Annotated in this window: 10 protein-coding genes; 8 read left to right on the top strand and 2 right to left on the bottom strand. The window is 66.5% G+C overall.

Annotated elements, in window-relative coordinates; all coding sequences use genetic code 11:
* Positions 1-150: 150 nt before the first annotated feature.
* The 4 genes from K9U41_RS00980 (at position 151) to K9U41_RS00965 (ending at position 4,450) form a co-directional block, all read left to right on the top strand.
* Positions 151-1,362, top strand: a complete 1,212-nt coding sequence (locus K9U41_RS00980; protein WP_282638979.1) for a DUF932 domain-containing protein — start codon at positions 151-153, stop codon at positions 1,360-1,362.
* A gap of 172 nt (positions 1,363-1,534) precedes the next feature.
* On the top strand, positions 1,535-3,667 hold the full coding sequence (locus K9U41_RS00975) for a ParB/RepB/Spo0J family partition protein (RefSeq protein ID WP_282638978.1): 2,133 nt from the start codon (positions 1,535-1,537) through the stop codon (positions 3,665-3,667).
* 118 nt (positions 3,668-3,785) lie between these two features.
* On the top strand, positions 3,786-4,205 hold the full coding sequence (locus K9U41_RS00970) for a hypothetical protein (RefSeq protein ID WP_282638977.1): 420 nt from the start codon (positions 3,786-3,788) through the stop codon (positions 4,203-4,205).
* Positions 4,202-4,450, top strand: a complete 249-nt coding sequence (locus K9U41_RS00965; RefSeq protein WP_282638976.1) for a DUF6117 family protein — start codon at positions 4,202-4,204, stop codon at positions 4,448-4,450. Before K9U41_RS00970 ends, K9U41_RS00965 begins: the two co-directional genes overlap by 4 nt.
* Positions 4,451-4,454: 4 nt before the next feature.
* On the opposite strand, the gene K9U41_RS00960 is transcribed toward K9U41_RS00965, so the two are convergent.
* Positions 4,455-4,811 carry a hypothetical protein gene (locus tag K9U41_RS00960; protein ID WP_282638975.1) on the bottom strand — a complete coding sequence of 119 codons (357 nt, stop codon included), beginning with the start codon at positions 4,809-4,811 and terminating at the stop codon, positions 4,455-4,457.
* 328 nt (positions 4,812-5,139) lie between these two features.
* Here K9U41_RS00960 and K9U41_RS00955 point away from each other — a divergent pair, with 328 nt between their 5' ends.
* From K9U41_RS00955 to K9U41_RS00940, 4 genes are all read left to right on the top strand, one after another.
* Complete coding sequence (locus K9U41_RS00955) at positions 5,140-5,448, top strand: DUF4326 domain-containing protein (RefSeq protein WP_282639037.1); 309 nt, start codon at positions 5,140-5,142, stop codon at positions 5,446-5,448.
* A 95-nt stretch (positions 5,449-5,543) separates the two neighbouring features.
* Entirely contained in the window at positions 5,544-9,887 is a 4,344-nt protein-coding gene (locus K9U41_RS00950) for a strawberry notch-like NTP hydrolase domain-containing protein (protein ID WP_282638974.1), read from the top strand.
* Positions 9,887-10,927, top strand: a complete 1,041-nt coding sequence (locus K9U41_RS00945) for a DUF7146 domain-containing protein (protein ID WP_282638973.1) — start codon at positions 9,887-9,889, stop codon at positions 10,925-10,927. Before K9U41_RS00950 ends, K9U41_RS00945 begins: the two co-directional genes overlap by 1 nt.
* 364 nt (positions 10,928-11,291) lie before the next feature.
* Positions 11,292-12,230 carry a DUF2493 domain-containing protein gene (locus K9U41_RS00940; RefSeq protein WP_282638972.1) on the top strand — a complete coding sequence of 313 codons (939 nt, stop codon included), beginning with the start codon at positions 11,292-11,294 and terminating at the stop codon, positions 12,228-12,230.
* An 11-nt stretch (positions 12,231-12,241) separates the two neighbouring features.
* Here K9U41_RS00940 and K9U41_RS00935 read toward each other — a convergent pair whose 3' ends face one another.
* On the bottom strand, positions 12,242-12,802 hold the full coding sequence (locus K9U41_RS00935; RefSeq protein ID WP_282638971.1) for a flavin reductase family protein: 561 nt from the start codon (positions 12,800-12,802) through the stop codon (positions 12,242-12,244).
* Between the last annotated feature and the right edge of the window lie 22 nt (positions 12,803-12,824).

The following is a 12,824-nucleotide window of genomic DNA, read 5'->3' as shown; positions in this document are numbered from 1 at the left end:
TATTGGGGAAAGCCTTCCCCTGCGCCCGAGCCTTGCGTCTCGGCCGACCCCTTCTGCGGGAGGCCCCGCAACGCCCCTTTGAGAGGAAGAGGACGGACCGGCTTTGCCGTGACGGGTTGAGGGCTGGAGAAGAGTTCTCCGGCGACCGTCATGGAGATTGGTCCCATGACTCAGGTTTCAGTTCTAGAGGCCCGCCGCGACACCAGCGGCGGCTACAAAGTGGATGTCGGCCGCGGCGACCGGATCGGCCGCGTCTCGTCGGAATGGTTTTCCCGGCCCGCAGACGAGCGCTACCTGTCGCTGTCCGAGCTGGCGCGGGCCGTCCGTGACCGCGCCGATCGCAGCCGGACGCGCGTAGTGGAGAGCGCGCTCATCCATGTCGAGGCGAACCGCAGCGACCCGGAACGGCTGGCGCTAATCCTGCCCGGCACGGATACGCCCATCGCCCCGACCCATTGGAGCTTCGGCCAACTCGCGAGCCTGGTCGGCGCGCCGGCAGCCTATCTACGCCAGCTTCCCGCGCCGCTCGCCGCGATCAACCTGCAATATGGCCTAACGTCCAATCGGGCGGAGCAGATCAAGACGCTGGAAACCGATAACGGCCGTATCGAACTGCGCGCCGTCACCGGCCCGGACTACGGCCGCATCTACGATCACGAGCTGGTCGAGGCCGTGCAGCGCATTGCCGGCAACGGCACGGGCGACACACGCTGGAAAGTGCCCGGCGTGCTCGATTGGTCGACCGGCACCTACAATCCGCGCATCGACATCACCAAGGACACCACGACGCTCTACGCCTCGGACCGCGACGTCTTCCTCTTCCTCGTCGATGACCTGAACCCGATCGAGGCCGGCCGTCTGCCGGACGGCTCGCCGGATCTCTACTTCCGGGGCTTCTACTGCTGGAATTCCGAGGTCGGCGCCAAGACGCTTGGCATGGCGAGCTTCTATCTGCGCGCGGTTTGCCAGAATCGAAATCTCTGGGGCGTGGAGGATTTCGAGGAGATCACCATCCGCCATTCCAAATATGCCGCCAACCGCTTCGCTCATGAGGCGGCACCAGCGCTGGCGAACTTCGCCAATTCCTCACCGCTGCCTTTCGTCAACGGCATCAAGGCGGCCCGGGAGCGGATCGTGGCGCGCAGTGACGAGGATCGCACCGACTTCCTGCGCCGCCGTGGTTTCTCGAAGGCCGAGACCGGCAAGATCATCGACACGGTGCTGGCCGAAGAAGGTCGCCCGCCCGAGAGCGTCTTCGATTTCGTGCAGGGCATCACCGCCCTCGCGCGCGACAAGCCCCATCAGGATGCCCGCCTCGACATGGAGGGCAAGGCGAAGAAGCTGCTCGACCGAGCGGCCTGATTTCCGTGAAGCCGGGGATGCGGTTTTCCGTGTCTCCGGCTTTGCGCTTCACGCGTGTCCCCAATTCCGTTCCGTGGCGCTGCCCCCTTAGAGGAAGAGGGCGGCGCTTCGCTCCGTGACGGGTTTAGGGCTGAGAGAGAGTCTCTCGGCGCCCGTCGCGGAGACTACCCCGATGGCTACTGTCGTTCAGAAAATCACCCTGTCGTCCTCGCGCGACATTCCCTTCAACAAGCTGGTGCTCAGCCAGTCCAACGTCCGGCGCGTGAAGGCCGGCGTCTCGATCGAGGAGCTGTCCGAGGACATCGCCCGGCGCGGCTTGCTTCAGGGCCTCAACGTCCGGCCGGTGCTCGATGCCGAAGGCGCCGAGACCGGCATGTTCGAGGTCCCGGCCGGCGGTCGCCGCTACCGGGCGCTCGAACGCCTCGTCAAGCAGAAGCGTCTCGCCAAGACCGCGCCCGTGCCGTGCATCCCGAAAGCCGCCGACGCCGCCACCTCGGCTGAGGAGGATTCCTTGGCGGAAAACGTCCAGCGTGTGGCTCTGCATCCCCTCGACCAGTTCCGGGCGTTCCTGGCGATGCGCGAGAAGGGCCAGCCCGAGGAGGACATCGCCGCGGCCTTCTTTGTCCCGGTCAATGTCGTGAAGCAGCGTCTGCGCCTTGCCGCCGTCGCTCCGAGCCTGCTCGACCTCTACGCCGAGGACGGCATTACGCTGGAGCAACTGATGGCGTTCACCGTCACCCATGACCACGCCCGTCAGGCACAGGTCTGGGAGGTGGTCCAGCGCTCCTATAGCAAGGAGGCCTATCAGATCCGTCGCATGCTGACGGAGACGACGGTCCGCGCCTCCGACAAGCGCGCGCAGTTCGTCGGCCTGGACGCCTATGCCGAGGCCGGGGGCGTCGTCATGCGCGACCTGTTCCAGAACGATGATGGCGGCTGGCTGGAGGATGTCGCTCTCCTCGACCGCCTGGTCGCCGACAAGCTGAAGGTGGAGGCCGAGGCCATCGCCGCCGAGGGCTGGAAGTGGATCTCGGTCGCGGTCGAGACGCCCTACGGACACGCCCACGGCCTGCGCGAGCTGTCCGGCACGACTGCCGATCTCCGTGTCGAGGAAAAGGCGACGATCGAGGCGCTGAACGCCGAATACGCCAAGCTTGAAGCCGAGTATGAAGGCGCCGACGAGCTGCCGGACGAAGCGGATGAACGGCTTGGCGAGATCGAGACGGCGCTGGCCGCCTTCGACGATCGCCCTCTCATCTACGACCTGAGCGACATCGTCCGTGCCGGCGTGTTCGTCAGCATCGACGGCGACGGCAAGCTGTCGGTCGATCGCGGCTATGTCCGCCCCGAGGACGAGGCGCCGGTCACGGTGGATGGCGAAGACGATACCGGAGCCGAGGGCGCGACGCCCGAGGCATCCGCCCCGTCAACGCCAATGGTCCAGCGCGCGATCATTACCATCGGCGGTCAGGTCGAGCCGGAGGACGACGATGACGACGTCATCAAGCCGCTGCCGGAGCGTCTGGTCACCGAGCTGACCGCACATCGGACGCTGGCCTTGCGCGACGCCCTCGCCACCAATCCGCACGTTGCTCTGACGGCGCTGCTGCACAAGCTGGTGCTCGACACCTTCCAGCGTACTTCGTCTTCGGGTGGATGCCTGGAGGCCTCGGTTCGGCACGTCTTCTTCTCCGTTCAGGCCGCCGACCTGAAGGACAGCCCATCCGCAAAGGCCATCGCCGCGCGGCAGGACGACTGGAAGACCGATCTGCCCGCCGACGAGGATGCGCTGTGGGATTGGCTGGTCGGCCTCGACGACGCCAGTCGCTCGGCCTTGCTCGCGCATTGCGTCTCCTACGGCGTGAACGCGCTCTACGAGAAGGTCGACCGCTACGGCGGCGCCGGGCTTTCGCAGCACGGCCTCGAACGCCGCCTGAAGCACGCCGATCGCCTGGCCCGCGCCGTTGGTCTCGACATGGTCGACGCCGGGTGGCGGCCCACCGTCGACAACTATCTTAGCCGTGTCACCAAGCCCCGCATTCTCGAGGCGGTGCGCGAGGCGAAGGGCGAGCAGTCGGCCCAGCTCATCGATCACCTCAAGAAGGGCGACATGGCGCGGGAGGCCGAACGGTTGCTCGACGGCACCGGCTGGCTGCCCGAGCCGCTGCGCCTGGCCGACATCGAGACCGCTGCCGATACGCCGACTGGCGAGACCGGGGCGTTGCCCGACTTCCTCGCCAGCGATGACGAGGACGCGGCAGTCGAGACCGACGACGACCCGACCCGCATGATCGCGGCCGAGTAGCCTTGTGCGGGGCGGCTCCGGTCGCTCCGCATTCGTTTTCATCACCAGATCGATCAGAAAGCCCGGCCCCCTGCGTGACAGGGATCAGCCGGGCTTTCGACGTTTCAGGAGCCCTCCGATGGCTGATTACTTTACCCATTTCTCGTGCCTGCTCGATGTCGGCACACCCGACAACGCTGCTCGCGCCCTCGATCTCTACAATGCACTTTCCTTGGAGGGCGCAGAGGAAGACCCGCCATCCGACGGCTTCCTTCTCTCGATCCAGCCGGAGCATGGCGGCACACAGCTCTGGATGCGGGACGAGGCGACTGGCGATCCCCAGCGTGTCATCGACTTCGTGTTGGTGTGCGCCAAGACCTTCGGCCTCACCGGCCGTTGGGGCTTTCAATGGTCCAACACCTGCTCGCGCCCGCGCGTCAACGCCTTCGCAGGCGGCGCGCATGTGCTCGATCTCGACGCCGGCGAGACCGTTGCATGGATCAGCACGCATCGCTGGCTCGCCGAGATGCTCGACGCAGGACAGGGAGGAAAACCATGAGCATCCCCCACCATGCCCGCGCCAACTTCAACACGCTGCTGCGCGCGGCAGAAGACGGCAGTCTCGCCCTGATGAAATGCACGGACGCCGTGACCGGCGAGCCGCGCTATGTCATCTGTGCCGTGGGTCGGGACGACGGCGACTATGTGTTCACACCGTTCGGCCATCTCGCGGACGGAAATCCCTACGACGCTTATCGTCCACCAGAGCCGTCCGGCGAGATCAACGGCGCCGCGCCCGGCTGACCAGCTACCAGACCGCGACCTCCCATTGTCCATTGACGCGGGCGAAGCCGACGGGGCGGTTCTGCGGCGTCGCGTTGGGCTTGCTGGCATCCATCGTGAGTTGCGTCATGCAGGTGACGCCCGGCCCGACGCCGCCCGGCGCGCAGTCGCCGAGTTTCAGCGTCGCGCTGGTAAGCGACGTGCCCGTGAACAGCTTATGACGCCGAACTGCCGCAATCGCTTCCTCTTCCGTTGGCTGCGCAACGCCGGCGGCTGCCGCTGCCGATACTCCCGCCGGCGCAAGGACGGGCCGTAGAGCAAATCCAGCAGCGAACCCCACCACCAGAGCCACCACGGCAATTGCGATCACGCTACCCTTCATAGTCCGCCTCCTTGCGACTGGCCTTATCTCGATGGCGCGGACGCAACTCGGCCGAGGGCAGGATGAAGCGCGTGCCTTGCGATGAAGGCCCGAGTCTACCGCCATGCGCCCGCGACAGAAATAGCCTTCGGGTCGGCACGCCGCTTATCGCTCTCGCCCTGACGCTCGCCTCCCTTTCGATCCCATGACGGCTCTCTTGTCTGGACGCGGCGCAACGCCGGTCAACGGACAAGCCGTTACCGCATCGCCCATCCGGTCTCGCGTGACCGACGCCGCCTGACCGCGCCCGGCCGACAGGTCGCCGCAACGGGATCAGGAGGTGACGGCGATGTGCAGGGTTTTGAACAAACGGGAGGTCGGCGTGCCTGCCGGGGCCGTCTACATCGGCCGGGGCAGCAAGTGGAGCAATCCGTTCCGCATCGGCCCCGACAGCGATCGCGCCACCGTCATCGCCAAGCACGAGCGCTGGCTTGCCGATCAGCATCATCTGCTACGGGCGCTCGACGAGCTGCGCGGTAGCGACCTCGTCTGCTTCTGCGCGCCGCTGGCCTGCCACGGCGACCTGCTGCGGCGGCTCGCCAATGCCAGCCGCGACGAGCGGATCGCGTGGTGGCGCGGCGTCAGCGCCGCAGCCTGAGAGGAAGAGGGATGCCGGGACGGGTTTGAGCCGACGGGGTCGAGAGAGAGCGCCCCGCGGTTCGATCCGTCCCCGCTCTCCCGAGGCTTCACACCATGACGACTTCTTCCACTGCCGCGTCCGCCATTCCGGCCGCGCGCCTTCCCGCGGCGCTCGACGACGCTGACCCCGCCGCTCGCATTCTTGCAGCCGCGCGGCTCATCCTCCCCAATCTCGAACAGGGCCGTCGCATCGACGCAGCCATGCTGCGTAAAGCGATGGAGACCGCTTTCGGCGCCTCCGACGCGTCCGGCGCCTGGGACTGGAAGACCGCTTACGAAGCCTGCGAGGCAGCGACGGTCCTCTTCCTGCGCAAGTTTGGCCCGGCGATCCGCGCCAAAGCCGCGTCGCCCACCGCCATGCTGCCGATGCTCGGCAAGCTGGCGGGCCTTCTCCCCACCCACACCCGCCGCTCCGAGGAGAGCCAGACGTTCCAGCAGTTCTCGACACCGATCGCATTGGGACTCGCGGCGAGCGTTGCCGCCGCGATCACACCGGCCGACCGCGTGCTTGAGCCTTCGGCCGGCACTGGCCTGCTCGCCATTCTGGCCGAGCTTGCCGGTGGATCGCTTGTCCTCAACGAGCTGGCGGAGACACGCGCCGGGCTGCTCGGCCACCTGTTCCAGAACATCGGCGTCACCCGCTTCGACGCGGCGCAGATCGACGACCATCTCGACGCCGGCGTCACGCCGAGCGTTGTGCTGATGAACCCGCCGTTCTCGGTGATGGCCAATGTCGAGGGCAGAATGGCGGACGCCGCCTCGCGCCATGTCGCCTCCAGCCTGTCGCGCCTTGCCGATGGCGGCCGCCTCGTCGCCATCACCGGGGCGAGCTTTTCCCCCGACAACCCTTCCTGGCGTGACGCCTTCATTCGGCTGCAGGAGCGCGGGCGCGTCGTGTTCTCGGCCGCGATCGATGGCGCGGTCTACGCCAAACACGGCACCACCATCGACACCCGCCTGACCGTGATCGACAAGGCTCCGGCCGACAATGCGAGCGTGTTCCCGACTTCACCGGGCGTCGCACCCGACGTCGCCACGCTTCTCGGCTGGGTCGCCGATCATGTCCCGTCGAGGCTGCCTGTTGCCGCCACCGTGGCGCCGGTTGTCGGCTTGGCCATCCCTCGAACCGTGCGCGCCTGCGCGATGCGCCCGTCCTCCGGTACAGCGCGAACGGCGGAGCCAGAAGGCGTCGAACTCGCCTATGAGACCGTCGACTGGAAGCCGGTCGAGGATGGCCGGATCACCGAGGCGCTTTATGAGGAATACGGATTGCAGGCGATCCATATTCCCGGCTCTCAGGTTCACCCCACAAAGCTGGTGCAGTCGGCGGCCATGGCCTCGGTCGCGCCGCCGACACCGACCTATCGGCCACACCTGCCACCCGTCGTCGTCAGCGACGGCCTGCTGTCCGACGCCCAGCTCGAAAGCGTCATCTACGCAGGCGAGTCCCATGCCGGTCATCTTGCCGGATCATGGACGGTGGATGAGACGTTCGACCTCGTCTCGGCCGCGCGCGACGACGCCGAGAACGCCGTCCGCTTCCGTCGCGGCTGGTTCCTGGGCGACGGCACCGGCGCGGGCAAGGGCCGCCAGGTCGCCGGCATCCTGCTCGACAACTGGCTGAAAGGCCGCCGCCGCGCCGTCTGGGTGTCGAAGTCCGACAAGCTGATCGAGGATGCTCAACGCGATTGGTCGGCGCTCGGCATGGAGCGTCTGCTGGTCACGCCGCTCTCGCGTTTTCGCCAGGGCACGCCGATCCGGCTGGCGGAAGGCGTCCTATTCACCACCTACGCCACGCTGCGGTCCGACGCGCGCGACGGACGAGTTTCGCGCGTCCGACAGATCGTCGACTGGTTGGGCTCCGACTTCGATGGAGTGATCATCTTCGACGAGAGCCACGCCATGCAGAACGCCGCCGGCGGCAAGGGAGAACGCGGCGACCAGGCCGCCTCGCAACAGGGACGCGCGGGCCTTCGGCTCCAGCACGCCCTGCCCAACGCACGCATCGTCTACGTCTCGGCGACCGGCGCCACAACGGTCCACAATCTCGCCTATGCCCAGCGCCTCGGCCTCTGGGGCGGCGAGGACTTTCCCTTCGCCACCCGCGCCGAGTTCGTCGAGGCGATCGAGGCCGGCGGCGTCGCGGCGATGGAGGTGCTCGCGCGCGATCTCCGGGCGCTCGGTCTCTATGCGGCCCGCTCGCTCTCCTACGAAGGTGTCGAATACGAGTTGCTCGAGCACACGCTGACGCCTGAGCAGGTCCGCATCTACGACGCCTATGCCGGGGCGTTCGGCATCATTCACAACAATCTCGATGCCGCGATGCAGGCGGCGAACATCACCGGCTCGACCGGCACCCTGAATGCGCAGGCCAAGTCCGCCGCGCGGTCGGCCTTCGAAGGCGCCAAGCAGCGGTTTTTCTCCCACCTGATCACCAGCATGAAGACACCGTCGTTAATCCAGTCGATCGAGCGCGATCTGGCGGAGGGCCACGCCGCCGTCATCCAGATCGTTTCCACCGGCGAGGCGCTAATGGAACGGCGTCTGGCCGAGATCCCGACCGAAGATTGGGGCGACGTCCAGGTCGACATCACGCCGCGGGAGTATGTCCTCGACTATCTCGCCCATTCGTTCCCGGTGCAGCTCTACGAGCCATTCACCGACAGCGAGGGCAAGCTGTCATCGCGGCCGGTCTATCGCGACGGCCAACCGATCGAGAGCCGCGAGGCTGTCGCCCGGCGTGACCGATTGATCGAACGGTTGGCGTCGCTGACCCCGGTTCCCGGCGCGCTCGACCAGATCGTCCAGCGCTTCGGCACCGACCTGGTGGCCGAGGTGACGGGCCGCTCGCGCCGCATCATCCGCAAGACCGGCGCCGGTGGCGTCGACCGCCTGATGGTCGAGACCCGCGCCGGCTCCGCCAATCTCGCCGAGACGCAGGCGTTCATGGATGATGCCAAGCGCATCCTCGTGTTTTCGGAGGCAGGTGGCACCGGGCGCAGTTATCACGCCGAGCTGTCGGCGAAGAACCGCCGGCTGCGGGTTCACTATCTGCTCGAGGCAGGGTGGAAGGCGGATGCCGCCATCCAGGGGCTCGGTCGCACCAATCGCACGAACCAGCAGCAACCTCCGCTGTTCCGGCCGATCGCGACCAACGTCAAGGCCGAGAAGCGCTTCCTCTCGACCATCGCCCGTCGGCTCGACACGCTCGGCGCCATCACCAAGGGCCAGCGCCAGACCGGCGGCCAGGGCCTGTTCAGGCCCGAGGACAATCTGGAGAGCCACTATGCCCGCGACGCACTGCGCCAGCTCTACCTGTTGCTGGTGCGGGGCAAGGTCGAGGGCTGCTCACTGCAGATGTTCGAGGATGCGACCGGCCTGTCGCTGATGGATTCGGGCGGCATCAAGGACGAGTTGCCGCCGATCACGACCTTCCTCAACCGATTGCTGGCTCTCACTATTCGATTGCAGAACATCCTGTTCACGGCGTTCGAACAATTGCTGTCGTCTCGCATCGAGGGGGCTATCGCGTCGGGCGTCTATGACGTCGGGCTGGAGACCCTGACCGCCGAGAGCTTCGTCGTCACCGACCGTCAGGCGATCTACACCCATCCGGGCACCTCCGCCGAGACCCGGCTTCTCACCATCACCCAGCGCGAGCGCAACCGACCGGTCACGCTCGACGAAGCGCTGAACCACCTCACCGACCCCCGAGCGGTGCTGCTCATCAATGGGCAGTCGGGCCGCGCCGCCGTGCAGGTTCCGACCAGCAGCCTGATGCTCGACGACGGCGAGGTCGAACGCCGCGTCCGGCTCATCCGACCGATGGAGCATCCCGCCATGCCGCTGGCGATGATGCCGCAGACCCATTGGGTCGAAGCCGACCGCCAGGTGTTCGCTCGCGCCTGGGAGGTGGAACTGACCGAGGTGCCGACGTTTACCGACAGCATCATCCACGTCGTCTCCGGGCTGCTGCTGCCAATCTGGAAGCGCCTGCCGAATGAATCGACACGCGTCTATCGGCTCCAGACCGACACCGGCGAACGCATCGTCGGCCGGCGCGTCTCATCCGCGTGGGTCGCGGGTGCGACCGCAGCGGGCAGCAGCACCTTGAGCCCCGAAGACGCTTTCACGGCGCTGATGGATGGCAAGACGATCCTCGATCTCGCCGAAGGGCTCCAGCTTCGCAGGGTCCGTGTCATGGGCGTGAACCGGATCGAACTGTCCGGCTTCACCGACACGATGCGCGATCGCCTGCGCACCTATGGCCTGTTCCACGAGATCATCTCTTGGAAGCTGCGCATGTTCGTGCCGACCGACGCCGCTGACCCCGCCATTCTGGCGAAAGTGCTCGAACGCTATCCGCTCGCGCGGATCGCCGAACGGGAGGCGGTATAATGGCCCGTGACGCTTCCGACCTTGCACAACGTCTCGGCCGCAACGCCGAGGCCGTCTGCCGCGAATATCTCTCCAACGGCCGGCGCGAAGGCCGCTACTGGCTGGTTGGCGACGTCCAGAACAATCCAGGCCGCTCGATGTTCGTCCGGCTGAAGGGCACCGAGTCCGGCAAGGGCGCAGCCGGCAAATGGACCGACGCCGCCACCGGCGACCATGGCGATCTGCTCGACGTTATCCGCGAGAGCTGTGGCCTGCTCGACTTCAAGGACGTCGCCGACGAGGCCCGACGTTTCCTCAGCCTGCCCCAACCCGAGCCCGGCCCTCAGCCGCGGCCCCGGCCGTCATCCGCACCGGCGGGATCGCCGGAATCAGCACGGCGGCTGGTTTCCATGTCGCAGCCGATTACGGGCACCATCGTGGAGACGTATCTGCGCAAACGCGGCATTACGGCTTTGCACGGAACCGGAGCCCTGCGCTTCCATCCACGCTGCTACTATCGCCCGGACAGCTACAGCCCGACCGAGACCTGGCCGGCGATGATCGCGTCCGTCACCGATCTCGACAACCGGATCACCGGCGCGCACCGCACCTGGCTGTCGCCTGACGGAAGCCGCAAGGCGCCGATCGACACGCCGAGGCGGGCGATGGGAGACCTTCTCGGGAACGCCGTCCGGTTCGACCGCGCGACGCATGTCATGGCGGCCGGGGAAGGCATCGAGACCATGCTGTCGCTGCGAATGACTCTGCCCCACATGCCGATGGTGGCGGCGCTCTCGGCTGCACATCTCGCCGCCATCCTGTTCCCGGCGACGCTGCGACGGCTCTACATTGCCCGCGACGACGATCTGGCCGGTGACAACGCGATGGCGAGCCTGGTCGAACGGGCGCAGGCGGTCGGGATCGAGGCGATCACCCTGTCGCCACGGCTCGGGGACTTCAACGAAGATCTCCGCACGCTCGGCATCGATGCGCTTCGGGCGGCGGTGCGGGTTCAGATCGCACCGGAAGACGTCGCTCGCTTCATGCAGATGGCGGCATAGATCGAAGCGGGGACGTGAAGTGAGGGTCGTGGCCGGTGTCTCGCATCGGTTATGGGCCCCTCCACCTGCCATCGGAAAGAGCCGCGACCACGGCCTTCTGAGAGGGCGATCGGGGCGGCAAGCGGTCCCGACCGGCAATGGCTGCGCCCGGCTATTTTCCGCCGCCCTTTCCACCCCACGCGGCAAGCCGCGCGGGGACCCCGGCTTCGGGCTTTGCAGCGCGAAACAAAATAGCCGGCCTTCGCCATCCTCCGCTGACGCTCCGGCCCTGCGCGTCGCTCCGGGTGCAGGTCGGGGCCGCCCGCCGCCTTTCGTCGCCATGAAGGCCGCGGCGGTCGCGGTCACCCGACGAAGGACGAGCCCCATGACAGCCGATCTCGACGACACCTACGAACCTCACCACGCTTCTTCCCCCACCGACCACCTCCTGTCCGAACTGCAGCTTTACGGCTACCGCCCCTTCCAGGACGAACCCGACCCGAGGCCGCTCCCCGAGGGCAACGTCGTCGCCGGCGCCATCGCCGATATCTTCGACGCCCTGATCACGAGCATGGCTGAAACCCGCCTCGAACCCGACCTCGACGAGATCCTTTGGTCGACCGTCAATCTCTTCCACCGCGCCACCGCCCGGATCGAGCGCGAGCTGGACGACAACGAGCAGGCGCAACGTCGCGGCCAACGCGAACAGGATGGCTCCGAGGTGAAATCGGTCGAGCTGGAGCGCCACATCGCCGAGGGACAGACCCTGCTCGAACGCCGCGACGCCTTCGAGCTGATGCGTGACCAGGCCGCCGAGCAATTCGAGCGCCACACCCGCTCATCCTGGCGGCCGCGCTCCGGATCGATGGTCAACCACCGCGCACTGACCTCGGCGATGATCGACAGCCGCGACTTCCTGACCGCCAGGCGTCGGGCAGAAACCGAGGTGATGCTTCCGACCGGGCCGAAGGTCGCCTTCACCGGCGGACTCGACGTCAACGATCACCGGCTGATCTGGGAGACGCTCGACAAGGTTCACGCCAAGCATCCGGACATGGTTCTGTTGCATGGTGGATCGCCGAAGGGCGCCGAACTGATCGCCGCGAAGTGGGCCGACACGCGCAAAGTGCCACAGGTCGCCTTCAAGCCCGACTGGACGAAGCACGCCAAAGCCGCGCCGTTCAAGCGCAACGACGCCATGCTCGACGTCCTGCCGATCGGCGTCATCGTCTTCCCGGGCACCGGCATTCAGGACAATTTCGCCGACAAGGCCCGCAAGCTCGGCATCAAGCTGTTCGATTTCCGCAAGAGAGGCGGCGCGTGAGCGCCGTCATCTCACAACATCTCCGGTCGAAACAGCGATCTCCGGCTGATGATCTTGCCGGACACCATGAACACACCGTCACCAGTGTAGTGCAGCGTTTCGGGATGTTTCGGCGACGCCGCGACATGAGCCTTCACCACTTCGAAGATGAAGAAGTTATATTTTTCGACGAGCACATCGTCGTGCAGGCGGCATTCGAAGCTTGCATGGCATTCGCGGATCAGCGGCGCTCCGACTTCATGGGCGTCCTCGGCCGTCAGGCCGAACTCCGTGAACTTGTCGATCTCGGCGCCGGACGTGTTGCCGATGCCGACCACCGTGTCCGTGAGCTTCGTCGTCGGCAGGTTGATGACGCATTCGCGGCTGTTTCTGATCATCTGGAAGCTGTGATTGCCGCTCGAGATCATGCAGCCGACGAGCGAAGGCGTGAACTCCATGACCGTCTGCCAGCCCAGCGTCATGATGTTGGTCTTTCCCTCCCACGCCGACGACACCAGCACGATCGAACCCGGTTCCAGATAGCGCCGCACCTGGCCCACCGGCAGGTCGTTCTTCTCATACCGCTTTGTCATCACTCGTCCTGTCCGCCGTTGT

The sequence above is a fragment of the Xanthobacter autotrophicus genome (assembly GCF_029991245.1).
GTDB classification, from domain to species: domain Bacteria; phylum Pseudomonadota; class Alphaproteobacteria; order Rhizobiales; family Xanthobacteraceae; genus Xanthobacter; species Xanthobacter autotrophicus_C.
This window is presented reverse-complemented; position numbering and strand designations above follow the sequence as displayed.

What these genes read in the sequence shown, in the direction of transcription:
- K9U41_RS00980 (WP_282638979.1), top strand. Translation starts at nt 151, where the DNA reads ATGGAGATTGGTCCCATGACTCAGGTTTCAGTTCTAGAGGCCCGCCGC.
- K9U41_RS00965 (WP_282638976.1), top strand. Translation starts at nt 4,202, where the DNA reads ATGAGCATCCCCCACCATGCCCGCGCCAACTTCAACACGCTGCTGCGC.
- K9U41_RS00970 (WP_282638977.1), top strand. Translation starts at nt 3,786, where the DNA reads ATGGCTGATTACTTTACCCATTTCTCGTGCCTGCTCGATGTCGGCACA.
- K9U41_RS00950 (WP_282638974.1), top strand. Translation starts at nt 5,544, where the DNA reads ATGACGACTTCTTCCACTGCCGCGTCCGCCATTCCGGCCGCGCGCCTT.
- K9U41_RS00975 (WP_282638978.1), top strand. Translation starts at nt 1,535, where the DNA reads ATGGCTACTGTCGTTCAGAAAATCACCCTGTCGTCCTCGCGCGACATT.
- K9U41_RS00935 (WP_282638971.1), bottom strand. Translation starts at nt 12,802, where the DNA reads ATGACAAAGCGGTATGAGAAGAACGACCTGCCGGTGGGCCAGGTGCGG.
- K9U41_RS00945 (WP_282638973.1), top strand. Translation starts at nt 9,887, where the DNA reads ATGGCCCGTGACGCTTCCGACCTTGCACAACGTCTCGGCCGCAACGCC.
- K9U41_RS00940 (WP_282638972.1), top strand. Translation starts at nt 11,292, where the DNA reads ATGACAGCCGATCTCGACGACACCTACGAACCTCACCACGCTTCTTCC.
- K9U41_RS00960 (WP_282638975.1), bottom strand. Translation starts at nt 4,811, where the DNA reads ATGAAGGGTAGCGTGATCGCAATTGCCGTGGTGGCTCTGGTGGTGGGG.
- K9U41_RS00955 (WP_282639037.1), top strand. Translation starts at nt 5,140, where the DNA reads ATGTGCAGGGTTTTGAACAAACGGGAGGTCGGCGTGCCTGCCGGGGCC.